A 25,091-nucleotide genomic window follows, 5' to 3' on the forward strand; every position below is an offset into this window, starting at 1 on the left:
ACGTGCCTAACGCTACCTTCGACGACTGTGACCTGACCAAGTTTTGCCGGCTGGACGAGCTCGGCCTTCAAGCTACCGGGCAACGGGTGGAGCCCGGGCGGGCGGTACTGGCCTGTCGGGTGGTGGAGCCAGATGAGTGGTGTCACCGCTGTGGTTCTCAGGGCACCGCGCGGGGCACGGTGATCCGCCGGCTGGCGCACGAGCCGCTGGGCTGGAGGCCCACGACTCTGCACGTCACGGTTCGGCGCTACCGGTGCGCCGACTGCGCCCACGTCTGGCGCCAGGACACCACCGCCGCGGCAGAGCCGAAGGCCAAGCTCTCCCGCCGTGCCCTGCGCTGGGCCCTGGAAGCTCTGGTCGTGCAGCACCTGACCATCGCCCGGGTCGCCGAGGCGTTGGGGGTGCGGTGGAACACCGCCAACGACGCCGTGCTGGCCGAGGGCAAGCGTCTGCTCATCGACGACCCGGCCCGGTTTGACGGGGTCACCGCGATCGGCGTGGATGAACACGTCTGGCGCCATACCCGGCGTGGCGACAAGTACGTCACCGTGATCATCGACCTCACACCACTGCGCGTCGGCACCGGTCCGGCGAGGTTGCTGGACATGGTCGAGGGCCGCTCCAAACAGGCCTTCAAGACCTGGCTGGCCGAGCGTCCGGCTTCCTGGCGGGATGGCGTGGAGGTGGTGGCGATGGACGGGTTCACCGGCTTCAAGACCGCAGCCACTGAGGAGATCCCCGAAGCCACCACGGTCATGGACCCCTTCCATGTGGTCCGCCTGGCCGGAGACGCGCTCGAGCGATGCCGCCGGCGAGTCCAGCAACAGGTGAACGGCCACCGGGGCCGCAAACAGGATCCGCTCTACAAGGCCCGCCGGACCCTGCTGACCGGGGCCGACCTGCTCACCGAGAAGCAGTATTCCAGGATCCAGGACCTCTTCGAGGCTGACGAGCATGTGGAGGTCGAGGCCACGTGGGCGTTCTACCAGCACATGGTCGCCGCCTACCGCCAGACAGACAGGGCCGAGGGCAGGGCGATGATGGAGCAGCTGATCGCCAAGCTGGGCCGGGCAGTGCCGACCAAGCTCATCGAGCTGGCCGGTCTGGGTAGGACGCTGAAGAAAAGGGCGGCAGACATCCTGGCCTACTTCGACCGCCCCGGAACCTCCAACGGACCCACCGAGGCCATCAACGGACGACTCGAACACCTGCGCGGATCCGCCCTGGGCTTCCGGAATCTCACCAACTACATCGCCAGGTCCTTGCTCGAGAGCGGAGGATTCAAGCCCCGTCTACACCCTCGATTGTGAAGAGCCAGTTTTGTTCCGTCCTAAAATGAGAGGATAGAACTATGCCAACCAAATACCCGCAGTCGTTTAAAGATCGTGCCACGCGCATGGTGTTTGATCGGCTCGAAGGTGAAGACGCGCCGAGCCGGTATGTGGTGATTCGTGAAACCGCGCCCAAGCTCAGTATCGCGACACAGATGTTGCGTCGTTGGGTGGAACAAGCTGAAGTGGATACCGGTCAGAAGTCAGGGGTGTCCACGGATGCCCAAGCGCAAATCCGGAAGCTGAAGCGGGAGAACGCGGAGCTGTGCTGGGCTAATGAGATCCTCAAGACGGCGTGGGCTTTTTTCGCAGCGGAGCTCGACCGCCCCACGACGAGATGATTGCTTACATTGACATGTTCAGGGATCGTTTCGGGGTCGAGTCCATCTGTCGTGTTTTGGGTGCGACAGACCGTGGGTTCATCACCTCAGGTGGCTATCGGGCGGCGAAAGCCCGTCCTGCCAGTGATCGTTCGCGTCGGGATGCAGCCCTGATCCCAGTGGTCAAAGAGCTGCACCAAGCCAATTATGGGGTCTATGGGGTGGGCAAAATGTGGCATGCCATGAGACGTGCTGGCTGGGACGTGGGCCGTGACCAAGTGGCTCGGCTGATGCGCCTGGCGGGACTTAGCGGTGTGGTGCGAGGACGAAAACCCCACACCACCATCGCTGCGAAGGTCCCGGATCAGCGGCCAGATTTGGTCAACCGGGACTTTGGCGTCACAGCACCCAACCGGCTGTGGGTCGCGGATATAACCTATGTGCGCACCACCAGCGGGTTTTGCTATACCGCGTTTGTCACGGATGCCTTCAGTCGTAAGATCGTGGGCTGGTCGACCCGCACGACGATGCGTACTGATGCGCTGCCCTTGGAAGCGTTAGAGCACGCGCTGCTCAGTGCTAAGGACCAAGCCCTGGATGGGTTAGTCCATCACAGCGATCGTGGCTCGCAATATGTCAGCATTCGCTATACCGAACATCTTGCCAAGGCTGGTCTGACGGCATCGGTTGGGACCGCTGGAGATGCTTACGATAATGCATTGGCCGAGACGGTTAATGGCTTGTATAAGACCGAATTGATTTATGCTCGGCCCGCTTGGCCGTCAGCTACTGAGGTGGAATTCGAAACGATGAACTGGGTCCACTGGTGGAATTGGGGTGTATCAAGGATGTTGGACAGTTTCTCTTGATGGGGAAGGATCAAGAGTATGGCAGCATCATCGAGGCGGAAGTTCAGTCCGCAGTTCAAGGCTGAGGCGGTCCAGTTGGTGGTCCAGTCGGATCGGCAGATTGTTGAGGTTGCCGGCGAGCTTGGGCTCAAGCCTGGTACGTTGGGTAACTGGGTGAAGAAATACAGGCAAGAGAATCCAGAGCCGGGGAAGGCGATGACTCCTGCTGATCATGGCCGGTTAGCGGAGTTAGAAGAAGAAAACCGGCGGCTGAAAATGGAAAATGGATTCCTAAAAAGGCCGCGGCTTTCTTCGCCAGGGAGCAGGACTGAACGAGAAGTCAGCCCTGATCGAGGCTGAGAAGGACAACTACCCGATCGACTGGATGTGCACCCAGCTGGAAGTGGCGCGTTCCTCGTTCTACGCGTGGCGGGCCCGGGTCGGCACCACCACGGCTACCGAAGCCCGCCGGGAAGTGTTGAAGGTCGAGATCGCCCGGATCTTCGATCAACAGCGCGGCACTGCTGGCTGTCGGCGTGTGGCTGCTCAGCTCAACCAGGAGGGCTTCGAAGCTTCGGTGGGGCTGGTGGCCGAGCTGATGCGTGAACTGGGGTTGAAGGCGGTGCAGAAGCGGGCGTATAAGACCACCACGGTGGTCGACGGTCGAGCCCAGGTCTTCGAGGATAAGCTGGGCCGGGACTTCGCTCCAGAGTCCCATTCTCCCGGTACTGCACTGGTGGGAGACATTACCTACCTGCGTACCGGTCAGGGGTGGCTGTACCTGGCTACCGTGATCGATTTGGCCACCCGGATGGTCATCGGTTGGCAGACCGCCACCCACCTGCGCACCAGCCTGGTCATCGACGCTTTGGAGATGGCCCGCACCCAGGGTGGAGCGAAAAAGAATGCTATATTTCACTCAGACCATGGGTCTCGGGGCGGATTCAGCTGGTCGTCGCAACACCTTGAGGTGAGAAAGGTGTTCAAGGATGGTGACCAAGGACTGGAGCATGAAGATCGGCGAGGTCCCGGAGGGGATGCGGCGGCAGTGGCGCGCGGACCGGGCGTTGCGGCCAGCAATGCGTTCTCCGGGCAGACCGCAGCCATCGAGGGCGGTGCAGCGACAATTCTGGCGCCTGATCGCGGCCGGGGTCACGACAGCGGAGGCAGCGCTGGCGGTGGGGTGTCGGTGCCGGTCGGATCGCGGTGGTTCCGTCACGCTGGCGGTATGCCACCGCTGACGTTGACGGAGCCAACTGGTCGTTATCTCAGTTTCGAGGAGCGAGAGGAGATCGCGATCTTGCGTGCTCAGGGACGCGGTGTCCGGTCGATCGCGCGTACCCTTGGGCGGGATCCGGGCACGATCAGTCGGGAGTTGCGCCGCAACGCTGCTACCCGCAGCGGGAAGCTGGAGTATCGCGCCACGGTGGCCCAATGGAAAGCCCAGGAGGCCGCGAAGCTGGTGGCCAACCTGCGGCTTCGCGGCTATGTCCAGGACAGACTCTCTGGGAAGGTCACTGGCCCGGACGGGACGCCGGTGGAAGGGCCGGTCACGCCGACGTGGAAGGGGTTGAACAAGCCTCGTCGGCAAGATCGACGGTGGGCTACCAGTTGGAGCCCGGAGCAGATCAGTCACCGCTTGAAGCTGGATTTCCCTGATGATGAGTCAATGCGTATCAGTCATGAGGCGATCTACCAGGCGTTGTTCATCGAAGGCCGCGGCGCACTGAAGCGTGAGCTGGTGGCTTGCCTGCGAACGGGCAGGGCGTTGCGACAGCCCCGTGAGCGTTCCCGGAACAAACCCGGCGGTCATGTCGGCGCCGAGGTCGTGATCAGCCAACGCCGAGCAGAAGCCGCTGATCGTGCTGTTCCAGGACACTGGGAAGGTGACCTGGTCATCGGGACCGGCCGCTGTGCGATCGGGACCTTGGTCGAGCGTCGCAGCCGCGCGACGGTCCTGGTCCACTTGCCCCGCCTCGACGGCTGGGGCGAGCACCCTCCGGTCAAGAACGGCCCCGCGCTGGGCGGCTACGGTGCAGTCGCGATGAACGCGGCTCTGGCCGCTGCGATCACGACCCTGCCCCAGCAGTTACGCAAGACGATCACCTGGGACCGCGGCAAGGAACTATCAGGACATGCCGCGTTCACTCTTGAGACTGGCACCAAGGTGTTCTTCGCTGATCCGCACTCCCCGTGGCAACGGCCCACCAACGAGAACACCAACGGCCTGCTACGTCAGTACTTCCCCAAGGGCACCGACCTGTCCCGCTGGAGCGCAGACGACCTCGAAGCGGTGGCCCACACCCTCAACAACAGACCCCGCAAGACCCTCGGCTGGAAGACCCCCGCCGAAGTCTTCGGCGAAGCACTACAATCCCTGAAACAGGCCGGTGTTGCAACCACCGGTTGAACCTGCCGAGTTCATCAACCACGAAGTCATGCACTGGGCTGCTGACCGGTTGATCTTTTTCACCCGGGGCCGGCCGTATCAAAAAAATGATCAAGCCACCGTGGAATCCAAAAACAACCACGCCGTGCGAAAATTTGGGTTTCACTACCGGTACGACACCGCAGATGAACGCGCCATCCTGGCGGCCCTATGGCAGGTGGTGGGTTTGAAACTCAACTACTTCACCGCCACCACAAAACCCACCGGCTGGACCCAAGACGCCAGCGGGCGGCGCAAACGCCTCTATGACAAACCCAAGACTCCCTACCACCGGCTGCTGGATGCCGGGATCCTCTCCACCGCCCAACAAGAAGAGCTAGCGGCCATCTACCGCAGGATCAATCCAGCCCAGCTGACCCGCCAAATCCTGACCTACCAAGACCGGCTGATCAGCCTGGCCAAAGACAAAACCCTCACCATCGCCGCCGACCTCGACAGCAAGCACCAGGCCCGGCAAAAACGCCGCACCACCGGCATCCGCACCAAAGCCAGCTAACCCAAGTTTTCGCGCTCAAACTAGCTGAGGCACGACACTGCAGCCACGCGACCTCTCGCGCTCACGATCTGTGAGGCACGACTTACCCTTCGCGCTCAGTTTGACATGAGGCACTACGTGTATTGACCCGTGACGAGTTCGGCGCGTCCGAGTCGTGACATCCGTGCTTCGGTGTTTTCTAGTCCCAACACCACGTTTCCTGCGATTTGACCGTGGGCTCGTTCGAGCTCATCGGCGGTGACGCCTTTCTGCGCGAGCGTGTCGAGTTCTGTGCTCATGACCTCAATGACCTCGTCGGCTTTAGCTGGATGGCATCCGGCATACATTCCGAAGTAGCCCAGATCAGAGTAGCTGGCAGCAAAAGAATAGGTCGAGTAGGCCAGGCCACGCCGTTCTCGGATTTCTTGGAACAACCGAGAGGTCATCCCGCCACCGAGAATGACGTTCATCACCGTCATCGCGAACCGGCGTGGATCCACGGTATTCAGGCCCCGGCCACCGACCATCACCGCGGTTTGTTCTACTGGACGGGTAAGCGTGAGGCGTTCGGTGTTCATGACCGGGAATTCAGCGTGGTGGTCGCGACGCGGTGCCGGGGTCTGGATCAGGTTGCTTTCCGGACTCATCCATCCACTACGGCTCAGTGCGGCAGAAACCGTTTGCACCAGTTCTTTGTGGTCAAGCCCTCCGGCTGCGGTAATCACGAGTTGCTCGGGGCGGTACCACCGGTTGTAGTGGCTTACCATGTCCTCGCGACTGATGGAGTTGATCACCTCGGGGGTGCCACCGATGGACCGGCCGAGCGGGTGTCCGAGCAAGACCTGTTCGGCCAGGGATTCGTGGACCACATAAGCCGGGTCGTCGCTGTCGACGGCGAGTTCTTCGAGGATGACTCCGCGCTCGGTATCCATCTGCTCTGACTCGAGCAGTGGTGCGGTCACCATATCTGTGAGAATGTCTACCGCCATCGCGAGGTTGGTGTTGATCACCCGGGCGTGGTAACAGGTGGACTCTTTCGCGGTCGCAGCATTGACATCTCCACCGACCCGGTCGAAAGCTTCGGAAATATCCCACCCGGTGTAATTCGCACTGCCCTTGAACAGCAGGTGCTCAAGAAAGTGGGTTGACCCGTATCCTGATGGCTGTTCATCCCGCGAGCCCACCCCGATCCAAAATCCGATGGAAACGGCTTTTTGTCCAGGCATCACTTCGGTCAGGATACGCACACCGTTGTCGAGGACGGTGCGTTCAACGAGGTTACCTCCCCCACCGTTATAGATCACACCGGAGTACTGCGGGTCAATATCGATGGTGGCCATGCTGGGTAGTTTAGTGCCTGACTCCAGCCGGCAGTTCAAGTTCGAGCACCCGGTAGAATCCGGCGTCATCGATGACTGCATCCACCCGGGCATAGGTCGGGATGGTGCCCCACCGATCAGTGACGCTCGCGATAGCATCCTGCCCCAAGCGCACCTGATCTGCGGTAGCCTGCCACGGCGTGTTGGTTTCCCCGGCACAGAGCGTGCCGATGATCGCTCCCGTTTCGGGAATGCTGACCCGCTTATTGGCAACGTGGCTAAATTCTCCAATGATGAATACCAGTAGCCATTCTCCCTCGGTGGCTACCGGCTCAAGGGCTGGTGTGGTGGAACCGTGAGACGTACCGACTCCCCGCGCCCATGGCAGGTTTAATCACCACGACAGACTGCGGATGGCCACCGAGTGTTTCCCCGGGCTCGATCACCGTGGTGGGGATTATAGCCACCCCGTCGTCCACCGGATCATCTCGGTCGGATTGGCCAGGGTGCTGGCCTGGCTAACGTGATCCGGCCAGGCGAGGAAGTCCTCTCGTCGGTCACTGTAGTCCCAGGTTGAACCCAACACCACCACGTCGAAGTGCACCAGTCGACGTGTGCGTTATCCCAGTTCACCACCTGGAACCGGTGGCCAAGTTGTTCGCCTGCTACGATCATCGGGGATTCGTCCTCATCTAGTCCGTGCGCGACAACGGCCCCCACCCATATCGAGTGCGGGGCCGTCATCGTGTCAGTCAAAGCCGGGACTTAGTCCTCATCGGACTCTTCGGTAACCGGGATCAGTGACAGCTTGCCACGGTCATCGACTTTGGTGATTTCGACCTGAATCTTTTGGCCAACACCTACGACGTCCTCAACATCTGCGACACGCTTGCCGTCGTTGAGCTTGCGCAACTCGGAGATGTGTAGCAGACCGTCCTTACCGGGGGTCAGCGAGATGAACGCGCCGAAGCTGGTGGTCTTCACGACCGTACCCAGGTAGCGTTCCCCGACCTCGGGAACCTGCGGGTTAGCGATGCTGTTGATCGCACCCCGGGCCGCTTCTGCGGCAGCACCCTCGGTGGCACCGATCAGCACCGTACCGTCATCTTCGATACTGATTTCAGCGCCGGTGTCTTCCTGGATGGTGTTGATCATCTTGCCCTTCGGCCCGATGACCTCACCGATCTTATCGACCGGGATCTGTACGGTGAGGATCCGCGGAGCGTAGGGACTCATCTCGTCGGGGCCGTCGATGGCCGAGGCGATCACCGACAGGATGTGCAACCGCGCCTCGCGAGCCTGGGTCAGGGCGGCAGCCAGCACCGAGGCGGGAATACCGTCCAGCTTGGTGTCCAGCTGGATGGCGGTAACGAACTCGGAGGTACCGGCGACCTTGAAGTCCATGTCACCGAACGCATCTTCAGCGCCGAGGATGTCGGTCAGGGCAGCATAGCGCGTTTCACCGTCGACGGTGTCGGAGACCAGACCCATGGCAATACCGGCCACGGGAGCTTTCAGTGGCACGCCGGCGTTGTACAACGCCAAGGTCGAGGCACACACCGAGCCCATAGAGGTCGAGCCGTTGGAACCCAGTGCCTCGGAGACCTGACGGATCGCATAGGGGAACTCTTCGCGGGAGGGGATGACCGGCACCAGAGCGCGTTCGGCCAGGGCGCCATGCCCAATCTCGCGACGCTTGGGCGAACCCACACGGCCGGTTTCACCGGTGGAGTAGGGAGGGAAGTTGTAGTGGTGGATGTAGCGCTTATTGGTGACCGGGTTCAGTGAGTCAATCTGTTGCTCCATCTTGAGCATATTCAGGGTCGTTACGCCCATGATCTGGGTTTCGCCACGTTCGAAGATGGCCGAGCCGTGCACGCGCGGCAGGACCTCCACCTCGGCAGTCAGCTTGCGGATGTCGGTCAGACCACGACCGTCGATCCGGACCTGGTCTTTCAGGATCCGCTGGCGTACTACCTGTTTGGTGACTGCACCGTAGGCCTTAGCGATTTCATCGGCACGCTCTTCGAACTCGCGGCCTTCACCGGCCAGTTCTTCCACGACTTCCTCGCGGTAAGCATTGTCGGCCGACTCACGCTCGTGCTTATCGGCAATGGTGTAGATCTCACCCAATCGCGTGGAGGCCAGTTTCTCCACAGCCTGGTAGGCGTCTTCTTGGTAATCAATGAACAGCGGCACATCAACGGGATCCTTCTGAGCCCGTTCGCGCAGGTCGGCCTGCGCCTCACACAGGGCGCGGATGAACGGTTTGGCAGCTTCCAGACCGTCAGCGACGACCTCTTCGGTGGGCGCCTGAGCGCCCTGTTCTTTGACCAGCTTCCACACGTGGTCGGTGGCTTCAGCTTCGACCATCATGATCGCAATGTCGTCATCAACCAGACGACCGGCGACCGCCATGTTGAACACGGCGTCGTCCAGTTGGGAGTGCTTCGGGAAGGCAATCCACTGGCGCTCTCCGGAGCCGTTGTCCATCAGCGCCATACGCACGCCACCGATCGGGCCGGAGAAGGGCATGCCGGACAGACTGGTGGACATCGAGGCGGCGTTGATGGCCACGGTGTCGTAGAGCTCATCGGGGGCGATGGAGGTCACGGTGACCACGACCTGGACCTCGTTGCGGATGCCCTTCTTAAAGGCCGGTCGCAACGGGCGGTCAATTAGACGGCAGGTCAGAATCGCATCGGTGGAGGGACGACCCTCACGACGGAAAAACGAGCCGGGGATCTCGCCCTTGGCGTATTGACGCTCCTCGACGTCGACGGTCAGCGGGAAGAAGTCGAAACCTTCGCGCGGGCTATTGCCCACCGCGGTGGCCGAGAGCATCGACGTCTCATCATCGATGTAGACCATGGCCGACCCAGCAGCCTGCTGGGCCAACCGGCCGGTTTCAAAGCGCACCGTGCGCTTGCCGTAGGCGCCGTTGTCAATCACGGCTTCGGAAAACTTAATTTCAGGACCCTCCATGGGTCTCCTTTCGTGGTTTTCCACCTCAAGGCCTACCCCAGTCGGTCTTCGATCGAAGCCCTCGGATGCTGTGGGATAACCCACCGGTACGATACCGGTAGGACACCGCGGTTCCGAAAGCCACTGTCGAGGACCGCACACGAACGTGGCTGACCTATCAGTGGAGTTTCAGGGTTATTGACTTATCAGCATCGGCCTACTGTGGCCTGACACAACGAAAGCGGCGACTTGATCCCAAGTTCGCCGCCTTCGGTCAGATAGATCACTTACGCAGTCCCAGTCGCTCGATCAAGGAGCGGTAGCGCTCAATGTCGACTTTCTGCAGGTACTGCAACATGCGACGACGCCGACCCACCAGAGCCATCAGGCCACGGCGAGTGTGGTGGTCGTGCTTGTGCTCTTTCAAGTGCTCAGTCAGATCCGAGATACGACGGGTCAGCACGGCAACCTGAACTTCAGGAGAACCGGTGTCACCTTCGTGAGTCGCGTATTCTTGGATGATCTGCTGTTTAACTTCAGGGGCTAATGCCATGATAAAAACTCCTTGGAGTGTGCCGCGTTCAAGGACAACACTGCCAACCCGTGGGTTGCCAGCCAGTGCCCGCCACCGCGGACCGCAGCAAGCACCGGAATCAGTCTAACAGGTTTGTGTTACATTCCCCCACGCGGTATCCTGCCACGGTGGTACCGGCCGTGCACGAACCAATAGATCCCCAGGCTGGCCAGCATCAGACCGACGCCGGTTGCATACAGCAGACGATACCCCGAGTAGGTAATCAACGATCCCAGCAACACTGGAGCGAGCGCCACCCCGGAGTCCAGCGCGAGAAAGTGGGTTGAGGTGGCCATCGAGACGCGTTCTGGTGTGGCCCGTTGGACTCCGACCACTTGCAAACAAGGCACAGCACCGCCAAATCCGCATCCGACCAGAGTCCCGGCGAGCACTACGGCCCAGAGGTCTTGGGTGAGGGCAAGGAGTCCTAGGCCTGCCGCAAAACACAGCAACAGAGCTGGTATGACCGAGTTTTCACCACGCCGGTCTTGTAAGCGCCCAGCAAAGAGCCGGACCAGCAACATCGCCACGGAGAACACTGCGAAGAAGATCGAGGCGCTGGCCGGTTCACCGGTGGAGATCATAAACGGTGTCAGATAGGTCATCACCACCGAGTATCCAAGTCCGCACAACAACACCACCCCGGCAACAGGTAACGCATCCAGGTCGACGATGGTATCGAACCGGACACCGCGCAACGTCTCTCGCTCGGTGGCTGAGATCTCCGGTTCGGGGACCTTAAGGATCAAGACCGCGACCAACGACAAGACCGACAACGCCCCGGTATAAGTAAACATCCACACCGGGTCAACCGACAGGCTCATCGGCACCGCGAGCAACGGACCAATCCCATTGGCGATGGTCCCCGAAATCCCAAAGTAGCCGATTCCTTCCGCGAGACGGTGGGCGGGAATCAACGAAATCGCCACGGCTGTAATGGCGGTATTAATCAGGCCGAAGGCCAGCCCGTGGATCAGTCGCACCGTAATCAGTAGAGGGTAGTTTATCGCCAGCAAGTAGAGCCCCGAGCAGGCTCCAAAGACGATCAGTCCCACTATCAGCACGCGCCGTCTACCGATCACGTCAATGTATTTCCCGAAGGCCAGCCGGGCCAGCGCTGCTCCCAGGACGTAGGCGCCCGCTGCGAAGCCGGCAGCGGTCTCCTCAACGGCGAACATGCGAATCGCATAGACCGCCATGAAGGTCATCAACGAGATGAAAACCAAAGAGACGAACCGCTGAACGCCAATGGTCAGCACGTAGGCGGGAGTAAACAGCCGTGGTGATGGTTCGATGGTGTGTGCCCCCTGAATAACCACACATCCGCGCGTGGGTCTACTCTTGGCTATTGACGCCAGAAGCTGACGGGCCAGACTGGATCTGAGGGCGGGCTACGGTGTCCAGCGGAGCCACCCCGTTGCCGTGGCTACTTATTAAATGAGTGAATCCTCTTTGTTCACCGTTTCAGCGTCCTTGGCGGCTTTGCGCTTGTCATGCTCTTTCTTGCGCTCTTTTTTCGCCTGTCGCTCGCGTTCCTTATTTTCTTCGGCGACGCGGCGGATCTGATGCTGGGCCTGGTCGACTTTGTCATTTTCTCCGTCACGTCCGGTCCAGACCTTGATGACTGCCCAAATCACCGCCACCAGAGGAACCGCTAGAATTGCGCCGATAATACCGGCCAGCACCGTACCACCGGTCAGGGCCATCAAGATGATCAATGCGTGCAGTTTCAGAGTCTGCGACATCACTACCGGTTGCAGGAAGTTGCCTTCGAGCTGGTTGACCAAAATAACCGCGGCCAACACGATGATCGCCACCACCGGGCCGTTGGCGACCAGGGCAATCAGGGTGGCCAAAATGCCCGCCAGCGTAGCACCAACCATGGGGATGAACGAGCCCAGGAAGACCACCACACCCAGCGGGATGGCCAGTGGAACCTGCAAGATCAACAGCGCGATGGTAATGCCAACGGCGTCCACGGCCGCCACGATCGCGGTGCCACGGATGTATCCGCCGAATGTCCGCTGGGCGCGGTCACCGGAGGCGATCCACTTATCGCGGAAGTGCTCGGGCGTCCAGGAGACGAAGAAGGCCCAAATCCGGTCGCCGTCTTTCAGGAAGAAGAACAGAATCACCAGGAATAGCACCAGCCCGGTGACAAAACTTCCGGCCGCACTGATCGTGTTAACGGCCCCGGTGCCGAATTGTGGGGAGGTTAAGAAGCTTTGAATGGAGTTCAGCAGGCTATCGACCTGTTCCTGTCGGAGTTGAAGATCGGCATCGCCAAGCAGCTCATCAGCCCAGGCACGCAACTGATTGAAACCGTTGATGGCCTGATCGACCAGGGTTTCCCACTCGCTCATCACCGAGAACACCAAGGCGGTTCCGACACCGCCGAGCACCAGCAACGAGCCTAAGAACACGGACCAGGCGGCCAGCATGCTATTCATCACCGTGCGACAGAGTCGCACTAGTGGCCATAGCGCGCAGGCGATGATCAGGGCTAGCAAGGTCGGGATGACGATCAGGGTCAGCTGGAGCATCGCGAAGATCACCGCGATGGCGACAATACCGATCAGCAGGATTTGGGCTGCCCGGATACTGGTGCGTCCAAAGACGTCGGTCCAAAGCTGTTTCAGGGAGAATCTGGGGATTCGCGTTGAGGTCTCCGCGGCTGGTTGAGCAGTCTCCGAGGCGTGTTCCGAGGAGTTACTGGTGTGTGTCATGCACTGATCCTGCTGGTATCCGGGTTGATCGACATCACGACTATAGTACGTCCTGTGATCAGTCGCTAGCAGGCGATCTCCGGTGTACTTGGGTGCGCCAAGCGCTGGTCACATACGGGACGGCGATAGATTCCTCAGGCCGGTAGCCCAGATGCTGATGCAGATACCAGTCGAGGTTGTGGTGCATACGTTGGCGCTGTGTGTCGGTGGTGCGCATATAAAAGGATCGGGTCTGCATCAGCTGGTGAAGTTCTTGTGGTCCTAAGACGTCGTTCCAGTGCCACCATCGCCCTTCAGCGGGACGAAACGGCGGGACCAGTGCAGGGCTGAGCTCAACCGGGTGAACATCTCCGGCGTGCATGATCCGGGTCAAGCGGTGGACCCAGGGAATGGAGGTATCCAGCTGGTGGTGGACGATACCCAGTACGCCGGTGGGTTTCAACAGGGACGCTACCATTGTGCAGAGTTGGTCCGGGTCGAACCAGTGCCATGACTGGGCGGCCACGATCAGTGTTTGATCGCCGAGCCGTCGAGCGAGGTCCGGGTCATGACGGACCCGGTGGTCCAGGTCTTCGACGCTGAGTTGCAACACCTGCGCCTGGGGTAGTCGTTGGGAGAGAAACGCTGCCATCGACTCGGCCGGTTCCACAGCGGTGACGGTGAAACCATAGTCGACCAGCACCTGGGTGAACAGTCCGGTTCCGGCACCGAGGTCAAGAGCTGAGGCAGAAACCTGTAAGGGCTGGTCCTGCTCCTCCAGGAGAAAATCAATGATCTCTGGGAAATATCCGGGTCGCACCGAGTGGTAGGTCTGGGCGCTGGTGGAATGGTAGGAGGTACCGAAGGCGTGTCGCCTGTTGGTGTCGATGCGTGGCGCTGACTGCGGGCGAGACGGTGTATCAGCCATCGACGGCATCAACGGCTAGGGACCGGCCTTCCAAAACAGCTTGGGCTTGAGCCACGTCCTGACCCATTTGGGCGATGAGCTTCTCCACACCTTCGAAGGCGACCATGCCCCGAAGCCGGGCGACGAATTCCACGGTGACGATTTGTCCGTACAGGTCGAAGTCTTCTACGCGCTCTTCTTCGGGCCGGTTCATGATGTGGGCTTCCACGGTCCGTTGGACCCCTTCAAAAGTCGGGTTCGAACCCACGGAGATCGCGGTGGGCCAGCGGTGGTGATCTTGATCAATAAACCATCCCGCGTAGACGCCATCGGCTGGAATCATACCCTGTGCCTCATCGCTGAGGTTGGCGGTGGGAAAACCCAGTTCGCGGCCGCGTGCTTCGCCGTGAACAACTTCGCCACAGACTTCATGCGGTCGCCCCAGGATGGTGGCGGCGTCGGCAACTCTGCCTTCAGACAGGGCCTGGCGGACACTGGTGGAGGACCACCGCGAGTCAGTGCCGACTTCGGGGACTTCTACCACCTCAAATCCGTACGTCGCCCCGAGCTCTCGCAACGTCGTGATATCACCGGCGTTAGCCTTGCCGAAGCGACAATCGGATCCCACCACGACAACCTGGGCGTTAAAGGTTTCGACCAGGGTGGTGCGCACGTATTCCTCTGGCGATTGGCTCGCGAAGTTCAGCGTGTAGTGCACCACGCACGTGGCGTCGGCACCGGCCCGTTGAATCAGGTTCAGCCGTTGCGGCAACGAAACAATAGGCACCAGGGGTTCTTCGGGATGGTGCACCAGTCTGGGGTGCGGATCAAAGGTCAGCACCACCGCTTGGAGTCCGCGGTCACGGGCGGTGTCAACGGTTGCTGTGAGCACCTCTTGGTGACCCCGGTGTACCCCGTCGAAGTTGCCCATGGTCACCGCCGAGGGCGGTTGTTCGGCCGGCACCGCTGCCAGTCCTTGCCAAGCCTCCACTATTTGAGCGCCCCCTATCGCCGTTGTGCTGAGACTACCGCCTCAGTGGTCTGGACGGTGTCAGCCTGGTGCGAGTCTGCGTTTTTCGGTGCGTGCTTGACCAGCCAGAACAGCCCCACGAAAGGCAGGATCAACGGAATATAGCCGTAACCCTCACCGAAGTGGCTCCAGATGGAAGCATGTTGAAATAGTTCCGGCTGTACGTAGGACCAAATCCCCACGCCGATCACGCCCACCAGTTCCACGGTTACTGCCACCATAGCCACGATCCAGGCTTTTTTGCCGGGAATCGCCAGAGCAATGGTCGCCACGACATAGACCAGTGCGGAAAAACCTGACAACGCATAAGAGATCGGGGCTTCGTCGAACTTGGTGATGATCTGGTAGCTGGCACGGGCCATGGCAGAGAAGGCAAACACACCGTAGACAGCGACGATCAAACGACCGATCCCTTTATGACGGCGGTCCCATCGGGGCGACTTGGGGGCCGTTGAACGGTTCCCGACTGTGTTTGCAATTGAATCCACGTGCATCAATCTCCATACCATGCGTGCCAGATGACCTGCATGCGATGAATCATCACCAAAACGGTGGGGCCCATGGCTCCCAGCACCAGGTTAGACCATCGTGACTTATCGGTAATGGCCCAGAAAAAGGCCACCACTGGCAGTATAAGGGCGACCACGAGATAGCCCCAGAATTCCCAGAGTGGACCTTGGATCTCCACCGGTGAGATCGCCGCATAAATGCCGTAAATGACCAAGAAAATTTCGACGGCGCCGACCGAGAGGATCGACAAATCATCCGGAAACGTGCGGATTATTGTCATCACAACACAGATCGCTAGGGAGCCCAGACAGATCGCTGTCGCTACCCAGAACCAAGCGTCCAGGACCATCAGGCCTCACCTTCTGTGTGGATGCGATAATCGGTGACGAACACTACCTGAGGCTTGGCCCCGTAACCGGTTTTGGTACGAGCGTTTTCGATCAGCGCGATCACGGTGTCGCCACCATGGCGAGCTGCGTAGCATCGGTCGTCGTCATTGGGGCTAACCAGTCGCCCGAAACTCAGCGCTTCCGCCTCGTGGTCGCAGACTTCACGGACCGGGAACAGCTCGGAACAGGCCTGTGATAGCTCACAGTAGTCAAACCGACTTCCCAGCTGTTCTATGGTGTGGGCCTTATCGATAGTAAAGGGTCCCACCCGGGTGCGGCGCAGCGCGATCAGGTGCCCGCCAGTGTTCAAAGACTCGCCCAAGTCCCTGGCGAGAGCCCGGATATAGGTACCCGAAGAGCAATCTATAGCGACCTCGATATCAAGAATCTTTCCCTTGTCGAGACGATGAACTCCGGTGACCTTGAACCGAGATACGGTGACCCGACGTGCCGGTAGCTCGATCTTTTCACCGTCACGCACGCGCTGATAGGCTCGTTTGCCACCAACCTTGATGGCAGACACTGCCGAAGGGATCTGATCGATTTCCCCCGTCAGTTCTGCGATGGCGACCTCAAGACGGTCTCGAGTGACCGCGTTGGCGTATCTGCGATGAATGACCTCACCGTCAGCATCATCGGTCGTGGTATTGACACCGAGCCGGATGGTTGCGGCATAGGTCTTGTTCGTACCGGTGATGTGGGTCAAAAGGCGGGTGGCTTTATTGAACCCCACGACCAGTAAGCCTGTAGCCATCGGGTCCAAGGTTCCTGCGTGACCGACTTTCCGCGTCCCAGCGAGTTTGCGTAGCTTGGCCACCACATCATGAGAGGTCCAGCCGGTCGGTTTGTCCACCAGCACCAGACCCGAGACGCTTCGTCCCGGGGCCTGGGAGGTGTTGGAAGCGGAGGTGGAGAAGCTCACCACCCGTCAGTCTCCTGACCGGTGGTGGTCCGACGTGCGGTACGGATTCGCCTCGCCAGCGTACTGCGACTCGTCTCGGTTAGCGGCCAGTTCTTCATCACGAGCGCGCGCAGCACGCAGGATATCTTCCAGGTGTGCTGCGGCCTCCGGCACCGTATCCGGCACCAATTCCAGGGTCGGGACCAAACGGATGTTGAGTCCTCGACCCATTTCTCGGCGTAGCATGCCCCGGTGTTCGGTCATCGCCGCGTGACCGGCAGCGACCGTGTCCTCGTCGCCGTAAACGGTGTAGTAGACAGTGGCTTGTTGCAGGTCATTGGTGACTTTGGCGTCAGTAATGGTCACGTTTTCCACGCGATCATCTTTCACAGTTTTTTGCAGGGCTTCAGCCAAAATGACTTTGATCCGCTGAGCCAAACGTGCCGGACGGTTGTTATTTGCCATCGGCGACAACCTCTCTCATGCTGTGTTGTCTAGGGATCCCCCCTCCGACCCGGCCACTGCCATTGTGCGCTCACAGTCTCCGGGTCGGGGAGGAGATCGGCAGGACTAGCTCCGTGGCTTTTCCTGCATTTCGTAGTTTTCAATCACGTCATCGACCTTGATGTCGTTGAATTTGCCCAGGCCGATACCGCATTCGTAGCCGTCACGAACCTCGGTCACGTCATCGGTGAACCGGCGCAACGACTCGATACTGATATTGTCGGTGACCACCGCGCCGTCGCGGACCAAACGTGCCGATGCGTTGCGCTTAATGACACCGGACTGCACCAGAGAACCGGCAATGGTACCGGCCTTGGAGGAACGGAAGATCTCGCGGACCTCGGCACGACCCAGCACGACTTCTTCGTACTCGGGCTTGAGCATACCGCGCAAAGCATTTTCAATATCATCAATCGCGTCGTAAATGACCGTGTAAAAGCGCATATCCACGCCTTCGGCATCGGCCAGTTCGGTCACCCGCTCGGCAGGGCGAACGTTGAAACCAATGATGATCGCGTTGTCGACGGTGGCCAGGTTGACGTCGTTCTGGGTAATCGCACCCACGCCGCGGTGGATCACTCGCAACTGGACCTCGTCTTCGCCACCCACGTCGATCTTCATCAACGAGTCTTCCAGCGCTTCCACTGGACCGGAGGCGTCGGACTTGATGATCAGGTTCAAGGTATCCAACTTGCCCTCGGCGACCGCCTGGTCGAATTCTTCCAAGGTGATCCGCTTGCGACGACGTGCCAACTGGGCGTTACGCTTGGCAGCTTCGCGCTTCTCAGCGATTTGACGGGCGGTGCGCTCTTCGTCGGTAACCAAGAAGTTGTCACCGGCCCGTGGCACGTTCGACAAGCCCAACACCTGGACCGGAGTCGACGGCTTGGCTTCGGAGACATTCTGACCGTCATCGCCAAACATGGCACGCACACGCCCGTAGGCGTCACCGCAAACCATGTTGTCTCCCACCCGCAAGGTACCGGACTCAACCAGGACGGTGGCCACCGCACCACGGCCCTTATCCAGGTTGGCTTCAATAGCCACACCGCGGGCGTCCTTATCCGGGTTTGCCTTGAGCTCCAGAGTCGCATCTGCGGTCAGCAACACAGCTTCGAGTAGCTGGTCGATACCCATCTTCTGCAACGCCGAAACCTCAACGAACATGGTTTCGCCACCGTATTCCTCGGGCACCAGCCCGTACTCCGACAGCTCACCACGGATCCGGTCGGGGTTGGCCTCGGGCTTATCCACCTTGTTGATGGCCACCACAATGGGCACATCAGCTGCCTGAGCGTGGTTGAGCGCTTCAACGGTTTGCGGCATCACACCATCGTCAGCGGCGACGACGAGCACGGCGATGTCGGTGACTTCAGCACCGCGAGCACGCATGGCCGTAAACGCCTCGTGACCCGGGGTGTCGATGAAGGTGATGGCACGCTGGTCGCCTTCAAGCTCCACATCGATCTGGTACGCACCAATGTGCTGAGTAATACCACCGGCTTCGCCTTCCCGAACCCTCGAGGAACGGATGGCATCCAGCAGCCGAGTCTTACCATGGTCGACGTGACCCATCACGGTCACCACCGGCGGACGAGGATCCTGGTCCTCCTCATCTTCTGCGGCCTCTTCCGCTTCTAGATTGATGTCAAAGGACTCGAGGATTTCCTTGTCTTCGTCCTCGGGCGAGACGATCTGGACCTTGTACCCCAGTTCGTCACCGAGCACACCGAAGGTGTCCTCGTCCAGAGACTGGTTGGCGGTCGCCATCTCGCCTAGGTGGAACATCACGGTCACCAGTGCTGCCGGATCGGCACCAATTTTCTCGGCCAAATCGGCAATGGAAGAGCCGCGACGTAGCCGAATGACGGTGTTGCCATCGCCTTTGGGGACTTTGACACCACCGATCACTGGTGCTTGTTGCTCTACTTCTTGACGCTTTTGACGCTTCTTCGCCCGACGACGTCCTGCCCGGCCTCCTCGACCGAATGCGCCCTGAGCGTTGCCGTGACCGCCTGGACGACGGCCACCGCCGCCACCAGAACGACGGCCCCCCGGATGTCCCGGGCCCTTGTGTTGACTCGGCGGGGCCGGACGATCAATGTGTCCGGGCATCATCGCCGGTGAGGGACGCAAATTCGACGGCTTCGGCGCCGGCGAATCCTGGCGACTTGGCTTGGGTGCAGACCGCGGTTTATTACCACGGGGCATACCGGGCTTGGGGGCAGCTCCGCCACGAGGACGGGGACGTGGCCCACCCGGACGTTCTTCGGAAGACCGCATTCCTTGCTGGGGTGCGAAGGGGTTATTGCCCGGACGCGGCGCTCCGGGCCGAGGTGCCGGACGCGGTGCGGGGCGCGGGGTGGCGGCACCCTTCGGGCTAAACGGATTATTGCCCGGACGCGGTGCCGGTTTCTTCCCAGAACCCCCCGGCTTTCCGGGTTTGGGGGCTGCCCCAGGACGCGGAGTCGGCGCGGCCGGCTTCGGTTTGGATTGGGACGGCTTGGGAGCCTCGGGAGCCTGGGATGCCTGCTCCTTTGACTTCTGCGCGGTCGGCTCAGTGCTCGGTCCCGCAGTGGTGGTCTTCTTCTGGCCTGGCTTGGTGGCCGGCTTCTTCGCCGGAGCAGATGGCTTGGCGGCCGGCTTTTTGGGCGCGGGCTTCTGGGCAGGCTTAGGCTTGTCCTCGGACGAAGCGTCGTCTTTGAATTCGGCCTTCAGCCGTTTCACGACTGGGGGTTCAATGGTTGACGATGCGGAGGAGACGAACTCCCCCATGTCTTCCAATTTGGCAAGGGCCTCTTTCGAGGTGATCCCAAGTTGCTTGGCAACTTCGTGGACGCGTAGTTTCGCCACGACTCTCCTGTTCTGGACGAATCGCGGCGGCGGGCGGGTGCTCAGCGCGTCCGGATTCGTACCATCGTTGTGTGGGGCTCTAATCTTGGGCACGCCACGACAGTTTGGTGTCGTAGCATGCTGTGTGAGCATGTCTTTTTGGTCATGGTTGGGCACTCATCGTGTGCTCACCGGGTATCCATCAGATCTTCGACCCGCTTTCTTGTCCTTGGTTTAGTTCACCCAGCACCTTGGAAAACTCCGCTTCGACCGCACGCAGTGACTCGGCATTGACGCGAGTCCGAAAAGCGCGGTGAAAAGCACCGGATTTTACAGCACGTCGCACGCACTGTGTGTTGGGGTGTATCCACGCCCCACGTCCCGGGAGTTTTCGTTGCCAGTCCACCACCACGAATCGGGTATCCGCGGTCATGTCGCAGGCGCAACGCACCAGGTTAGGAGTCTCTTGTTGTGCTCGGCATCCGATGCACGTTCGCACCGGAAGACGTGAACCCATGGTTCTCCCATCTCATGGAGCACAAAAAGACATACTATAGTTTAGCGGTTTTGAAAATATTTTGTCGCCGGTTTCTAGTCCGGGGTCACCGCCAAAGGGTCAGTGGTTCCCGACTCCCCCATAATATCAATGCGCCATCCAGTCAATTTGGCCGCCAGACGAGCATTTTGTCCTTCTTTGCCAATAGCTAAAGACAGTTGGTAATCCGGAACGATCACACGTGCTGAGCGGGTGGCTTCATCAACCATCGGCACCGAGGAAACCTTGGCGGGGCTCAGCGCGTTCGCAACGAACTTGGCTGGTTCCTCTGAGGCGTCAATGATGTCGATTTTTTCGTCGTTCAGTTCGGTCATGACCGCTCTGACGCGCGAGCCGAGTTCACCAATGCACGCGCCTTTAGCGTTCAACCCGGCCTGCTTGGCCCGCACTGCTATCTTGGAGCGGTGCCCGGCTTCACGAGCAAGAGCAACGATCTCTACTGACCCGTCAGCGATTTCGGGAACTTCTAGCTCAAACAGCTTGGCCACCAGCTGCGGATGCGAGCGCGAAACCGTCACCGACGGTCCTTTGGTACCACGGGTGACCGAAACAACATAGCACCGTAGGCGTTTGCCGTGCACGTACTCTTCCCCGGGAACCTGTTCTGCTGGCGGCAACACTGCTTCAATCGACCCGAGATCGACCTGAATCATATGGGGGTTTTTACCCTGTTGGATGACGCCGGATACCAGCTGGTCTTGTTTGTCTTTGAACTCACCTAAAATTTGGGTGTCTTCTGCATCGCGCAACCGTTGCAGGATGACCTGGCGGGCAGTTGAGGCCGCGACGCGACCAAAGTCATTGGGGGTGTCGTCGAATTCCCCGATGGCGTTGTTGTTTTCATCGAACTCGGTGGCCCAGATCGTCACCTTGCCGGTCTTCAGATCAATTTCAGCACGGGATTTCGAGATCGCCCCCGGAGACTTCTGATAGGCCAGATAGAGGGCCTGTTCGATGGTTGGCACCAGCTGTTCAAGCGGAATATCGCGTTCCTTCTCCAACATCCGCAGTGCGCTTATATCGATGTCCATCTCTGCCTCCGGTCTTCTCGATCATTCACTTATCTCGTGCCTGGGATGCGACGTCCCACAGACCACCAGCATGCCTAGGCCTGTTTTAACTTTACCTGGACCTGAGCGTCGGTAATGTCGTCGAATGAGTAGTGAGCACGCTCCCCCACCTTCTCCGGCATACCTTTCTTGGCGCCCGGAATGATCAAAGTCAGTTCGACTCCGGTGTCGTCCACATCATCAATACGCGCGCGTTGCCGACCCGGCTGGCCTGTTAACTCGGCTTCCACCGTGCGACCGAGATTGCGCTGCCAGTGGTGAGGACGCACCAGCGGTCGCCCCACCCCGGGAGTGGAAACTTCCAGCTGGTAGGCGTCGTCACCGATCTCCGGCAACGGGCCGGTATAGGCGTCCAAAGCGTCTGAGACTACTTGCGAGGAGGTAGCGATCTCATCCAGGCTAAGACCCTCGGTGCCGGTCCGAGCATCAATCACGACAGTGAGAACTTTGGACCCCGGGGTCCCGGTGACCTCCACATCTTCCACCCAGACCTGTTGATCGGTCAGCGCCGTGGCGATCAGCTGTTCAAGTGGGCTTCGCATCTCGACCGTTTTTTCTGAAACGTCTTCCGAGGACTCAGCATGCGTGCGAGCAAAGAACCGTGATGCCATCAGGGATGGACCTCCGAAAGGTTGTCGGCTGTTATCTGTGGTGTCGTCTGTGGCGTGCTCAATATCGTGCGCAATCTTAAACCTTAGCCCTCTGGGACAGCAATACGCACAGTTGAGTGGTAAACGTGGAAGAATCTGAGCTGTGAAATCCTCCGCATCGACACAATCGTCTCGTTGGCGTTACGTGGTAATCCCCCTCACCGTGGCAGCCACCTTGGTGATCCTGATTCTGGGATGGTGGGGCATTCGTAGCCTCTTCGCGCCCGGGCCATTCTCTTTCCCGCTGTTTGCGCCACCGCGGGATGCCACCGAAATCGTGGAGAAGTACCAGCGTCTCGCCGAGCAAGGCGAAGAACCGGAGGACTATCGTGCTCTGTGGGACACCGCTTCCACCGTGACCGGTGAAGAATGCGACGGTGATTGGGTCGAGCAAGTTCAAGACCTCGGCCGAGAGCACCGAGCACTCGCTCGTCTGACAGAATTTCTCTCCGCCCGCGTCGAGGCACCTGAGAGCGCCTCTACGGAGGATGAGCAACAAGACTGGACTAACGCGGTGATTGATCTTGATTTAACTGCCGAATCTTCCAGTATGGCGATGACCGCCGGTCTACCAACTGAATGCGTGGCTTACCCAGAACACCCAGAGGTAGTTGACCAACAGCTACGGGAAGACTCCTCGCCGACGATGACAGTCCTGCACGAGCCGGCGGAAAGCCTCAAGGCGCAGTGGACGCGCGCCTGGGAGGAGGCCAGCACCCCGGCTCAGGAACAACTTGCTGAGGCCGGGCTCTGGGAATCAATGGTGTTCGAACAGAAGCTATCGGAGCTGGCCGAACTCACCGCCTAGGGGGCACAGGGGCACAGGACCGACCGGCAGTTACTCTCCGGGCCGAGAGAGTGATCTCTTTACTGCTTGTTCTGGTTGTCCGACCGCGTCGAGAGCCCCTGCGCGACGATGTCGACGACAGCAGAAACCGCTTGATCAACCGGCAGGTCCTGACGGGTGTCGTCACGACGGTCTTTGAACTCAACCGTGCCTTGGGCAAGACCGCGTCCGACCACCAGGATGAGTGGTACACCGACCAACTCAGAGTCGGAGAATTTCACGCCGGCCGAAACTTTCTTGCGATCGTCGTAGAGTACCTCGATGCCTGAGGCTTCGAGGTCGGCGACGAGTTTTTCGGCGGTATCGAAGATGTCTTGGTCCTTGCCGGTGGCCACCACATGGACGTGGGCGGGGGCAACATTCAGTGGCCAGATCAGGCCACGGTCATCGTGGTGTGCTTCGGCGATCGCTGCCACCGCGCGGGTGACACCGATGCCATAAGAGCCCATCGTGACCACGACCTGTTTGCCGTTCTCGTCCAGCACTTTCAGGTCCAGGGCTTCAGTGTATTTACGACCCAGCTGGAAAATGTGGCCCATTTCCATACCGCGACGAGTGTGTAATGGTCCGGATCCATCCGGGGCCTCGTCTCCATCTTGAACCACAGTGGCTTCCACGACCGCGTCCCAGGTGAAGTCGCGTCCTGCGACCAGGTCGAAGACGTGGTGCTGCGTCTGATTAGCGCCAGTAATCCAGCGGGTCCCGGGGACAATGCGGGGGTCGACGAAGAACGGCACCCCGGAGGGTGCCTCTGCACCCAACAGCTGGGTCACGGTCTCGCCTGCCACGGTGGCGGGGCCGATGTATCCGGGCACCAGATGGGGGTTCTTGGCCAAATCATCTGCAGTGGCCGGTTCCAGTTGAGGTTCACCAGTGAGCGGAAGAGCCTCGGCAATCGTGGATTCCAAACGCTTGACGTCGACGTCGCGGTCGCCAGGAACAGCGACGACGAAGGGTAGACGTTGATCACCATCGATGGCAACCAATACCACACATTTCAGTGTATCGGAGGCGTCCCAGGCACCGGACTCGCGCGGCACCAGATGATTAGCGACCTCGACCAGAGCCTCGATGGTGGTGGACTCCGGGGTCTCTTTCACCTCAGCTGCCGGCACATCCGAGTAGTCTTCAGGCTCAGGAGCCACGGTAGTTACCGCTTCCACGTTGGCCCGGTAGCCCCCGTCGGATTCCACAAAAGTGTCCTCACCGATGGGGGAAGGGTGCAGGAATTCCTCAGACCGAGAACCGCCCATGGCACCGGCGGTGGCTTGAACTGCTACGACGGGCAGACCGAGTCGCTGGAAGATCCGAAAGTAGGCACCGCGGTGGGCTTCATAGGCCTCATCGAGCCCAGCTTCATCAATGGTGAAGGAGTAGGAATCTTTCATCACGAACTCCCGCACCCGCAGGAGACCAGCTCGCGGGCGAGCTTCGTCGCGATATTTGGTTTGGATCTGGTACAGGTAGACCGGCAGATCCTTATATGAGGCGTAGTGATCCTTAACCAGCAGAGTGAACAGCTCTTCGTGGGTGGGAGCCAACAGGTAGTCGGCGTCCTTGCGGTCTTTGACCCGGAAGATATTGTCGCCGTAGTCGTCCCAGCGACCGGTCGCTTCATACGGCTCTTTGGGTAGCAAAGCTGGGAAGAAGACTTCCTGAGCGCCAATGGCGTTCATTTCGTCGCGAATGATCTGTTCGACTTTAGTCTTGACGCGCACACCCAACGGCAACCAGGTGTAACCACCAGGTGCAGCCCGGCGGATAAAACCGGCCCGGACGAGTAGCTTGTGGCTGGCGACTTCGGCATCAGCCGGGTCGTCACGCAAGGTACGCAAGAACAAGTGGGACATGCGCAAGGGCACAGCACGGCTCCAATCACGGTGAGAGCGTCAGGACATTCTGAGATCTGG

General features: G+C 60.0%; 23 protein-coding genes and 2 pseudogenes. 9 read left to right on the forward strand and 16 right to left on the reverse strand.

The features are described from left to right. Positions 1-2: 2 nt before the first annotated feature. The 7 genes and pseudogenes from DCC27_RS05290 (at position 3) to DCC27_RS05315 (ending at position 5,444) form a co-directional block, all read left to right on the forward strand. Positions 3-1,310, forward strand: coding sequence for an ISL3 family transposase (locus DCC27_RS05290; RefSeq protein WP_117328628.1), 1,308 nt, complete (start codon positions 3-5; stop codon positions 1,308-1,310). A gap of 41 nt (positions 1,311-1,351) precedes the next feature. Continuing rightward, the gene (locus DCC27_RS05295) at positions 1,352-1,672 is read left to right on the forward strand and encodes a transposase (protein ID WP_117328629.1); all 321 of its coding nucleotides are present in this window, start codon (positions 1,352-1,354) and stop codon (positions 1,670-1,672) included. Further along, the gene (locus tag DCC27_RS05300) at positions 1,669-2,520 is read left to right on the forward strand and encodes an IS3 family transposase (RefSeq protein WP_117328630.1); all 852 of its coding nucleotides are present in this window, start codon (positions 1,669-1,671) and stop codon (positions 2,518-2,520) included. Before DCC27_RS05295 ends, DCC27_RS05300 begins: the two co-directional genes overlap by 4 nt. 18 nt (positions 2,521-2,538) lie before the next feature. Then, the gene (locus DCC27_RS05305) at positions 2,539-2,859 is read left to right on the forward strand and encodes a transposase (protein WP_110111079.1); all 321 of its coding nucleotides are present in this window, start codon (positions 2,539-2,541) and stop codon (positions 2,857-2,859) included. Next, positions 2,849-3,421: pseudogene (locus tag DCC27_RS12175) on the forward strand (IS3 family transposase); the annotation flags it as partial. The gene DCC27_RS05305 and the pseudogene DCC27_RS12175, both read left to right, overlap by 11 nt. Positions 3,422-3,509: 88 nt before the next feature. Continuing rightward, positions 3,510-4,909: pseudogene (locus DCC27_RS12180) on the forward strand (IS30 family transposase). After that, positions 4,890-5,444 (forward strand): integrase, encoded by a 555-nt coding sequence (locus DCC27_RS05315; RefSeq protein ID WP_117328632.1) that lies wholly within the window; start codon positions 4,890-4,892, stop codon positions 5,442-5,444. The pseudogene DCC27_RS12180 and the gene DCC27_RS05315 overlap by 20 nt, the downstream one beginning before the upstream one ends. 113 nt (positions 5,445-5,557) lie before the next feature. On the opposite strand, the gene DCC27_RS05320 is transcribed toward DCC27_RS05315, so the two are convergent. Further along, complete coding sequence (locus DCC27_RS05320) at positions 5,558-6,763, reverse strand: pitrilysin family protein (RefSeq protein WP_110110865.1); 1,206 nt, start codon at positions 6,761-6,763, stop codon at positions 5,558-5,560. Between DCC27_RS05320 and DCC27_RS05325 the strand changes: the two genes are divergently transcribed. Continuing rightward, on the forward strand, positions 6,762-7,049 hold the full coding sequence (locus DCC27_RS05325) for a hypothetical protein (protein WP_110110866.1): 288 nt from the start codon (positions 6,762-6,764) through the stop codon (positions 7,047-7,049). The two genes, DCC27_RS05320 and DCC27_RS05325, sit on opposite strands and share 2 nt — an antisense overlap. Positions 7,050-7,507: 458 nt before the next feature. Here DCC27_RS05325 and DCC27_RS05330 read toward each other — a convergent pair whose 3' ends face one another. The 14 genes from DCC27_RS05330 to rimP form a co-directional block, all read right to left on the reverse strand. Then, entirely contained in the window at positions 7,508-9,727 is a 2,220-nt protein-coding gene (locus tag DCC27_RS05330) for a polyribonucleotide nucleotidyltransferase (protein ID WP_110110867.1), read from the reverse strand. A 262-nt stretch (positions 9,728-9,989) separates the two neighbouring features. Then, positions 9,990-10,259: a 30S ribosomal protein S15 gene (rpsO, locus tag DCC27_RS05335; RefSeq protein ID WP_110098700.1), complete on the reverse strand. Its 270-nt coding sequence runs from the start codon at positions 10,257-10,259 to the stop codon at positions 9,990-9,992. A gap of 119 nt (positions 10,260-10,378) precedes the next feature. Then, complete coding sequence (locus DCC27_RS05340) at positions 10,379-11,599, reverse strand: MFS transporter (RefSeq protein WP_110110868.1); 1,221 nt, start codon at positions 11,597-11,599, stop codon at positions 10,379-10,381. 114 nt (positions 11,600-11,713) lie between these two features. After that, entirely contained in the window at positions 11,714-13,006 is a 1,293-nt protein-coding gene (locus tag DCC27_RS05345) for an AI-2E family transporter (protein WP_110110869.1), read from the reverse strand. Positions 13,007-13,064: 58 nt separating this feature from the next. Beyond that, positions 13,065-13,913, reverse strand: a complete 849-nt coding sequence (locus DCC27_RS05350; protein ID WP_158524783.1) for a class I SAM-dependent methyltransferase — start codon at positions 13,911-13,913, stop codon at positions 13,065-13,067. Then, positions 13,906-14,883, reverse strand: coding sequence for a bifunctional riboflavin kinase/FAD synthetase (locus tag DCC27_RS05355; protein ID WP_110101640.1), 978 nt, complete (start codon positions 14,881-14,883; stop codon positions 13,906-13,908). Before DCC27_RS05355 ends, DCC27_RS05350 begins: the two co-directional genes overlap by 8 nt. Before the next feature lie 14 nt (positions 14,884-14,897). Next, complete coding sequence (locus DCC27_RS05360; RefSeq protein ID WP_371682202.1) at positions 14,898-15,410, reverse strand: hypothetical protein; 513 nt, start codon at positions 15,408-15,410, stop codon at positions 14,898-14,900. 5 nt (positions 15,411-15,415) lie between these two features. Continuing rightward, positions 15,416-15,781: a hypothetical protein gene (locus DCC27_RS05365; RefSeq protein ID WP_110101641.1), complete on the reverse strand. Its 366-nt coding sequence runs from the start codon at positions 15,779-15,781 to the stop codon at positions 15,416-15,418. Beyond that, complete coding sequence (gene truB / locus DCC27_RS05370; RefSeq protein ID WP_183145582.1) at positions 15,781-16,743, reverse strand: tRNA pseudouridine(55) synthase TruB; 963 nt, start codon at positions 16,741-16,743, stop codon at positions 15,781-15,783. Before truB ends, DCC27_RS05365 begins: the two co-directional genes overlap by 1 nt. Before the next feature lie 6 nt (positions 16,744-16,749). Next, entirely contained in the window at positions 16,750-17,187 is a 438-nt protein-coding gene (gene rbfA / locus DCC27_RS05375; RefSeq protein WP_110101642.1) for a 30S ribosome-binding factor RbfA, read from the reverse strand. Positions 17,188-17,292: 105 nt separating this feature from the next. After that, complete coding sequence (gene infB / locus DCC27_RS05380; protein WP_110101643.1) at positions 17,293-20,079, reverse strand: translation initiation factor IF-2; 2,787 nt, start codon at positions 20,077-20,079, stop codon at positions 17,293-17,295. 181 nt (positions 20,080-20,260) lie between these two features. After that, positions 20,261-20,575, reverse strand: a complete 315-nt coding sequence (locus DCC27_RS05385) for a YlxR family protein (RefSeq protein WP_110098708.1) — start codon at positions 20,573-20,575, stop codon at positions 20,261-20,263. Positions 20,576-20,649: 74 nt separating this feature from the next. Beyond that, positions 20,650-21,645, reverse strand: coding sequence for a transcription termination factor NusA (gene nusA / locus DCC27_RS05390; protein ID WP_110098709.1), 996 nt, complete (start codon positions 21,643-21,645; stop codon positions 20,650-20,652). A gap of 74 nt (positions 21,646-21,719) precedes the next feature. Continuing rightward, positions 21,720-22,295, reverse strand: coding sequence for a ribosome maturation factor RimP (rimP, locus tag DCC27_RS05395; RefSeq protein WP_110098710.1), 576 nt, complete (start codon positions 22,293-22,295; stop codon positions 21,720-21,722). Positions 22,296-22,437: 142 nt separating this feature from the next. On the opposite strand from rimP, the gene DCC27_RS05400 reads away from it, so the two are divergent. Then, positions 22,438-23,142 carry a hypothetical protein gene (locus DCC27_RS05400; protein WP_110101644.1) on the forward strand — a complete coding sequence of 235 codons (705 nt, stop codon included), beginning with the start codon at positions 22,438-22,440 and terminating at the stop codon, positions 23,140-23,142. 59 nt (positions 23,143-23,201) lie between these two features. Here DCC27_RS05400 and DCC27_RS05405 read toward each other — a convergent pair whose 3' ends face one another. After that, positions 23,202-25,043: a proline--tRNA ligase gene (locus DCC27_RS05405; RefSeq protein WP_110101645.1), complete on the reverse strand. Its 1,842-nt coding sequence runs from the start codon at positions 25,041-25,043 to the stop codon at positions 23,202-23,204. Positions 25,044-25,091 lie beyond the last annotated feature (48 nt).

Origin of the sequence: Auritidibacter sp. NML130574 (assembly GCF_003185725.2) — a bacterium.
In the GTDB taxonomy this organism is placed as follows: Bacteria; Actinomycetota; Actinomycetes; order Actinomycetales; family Micrococcaceae; genus Auritidibacter; species Auritidibacter ignavus.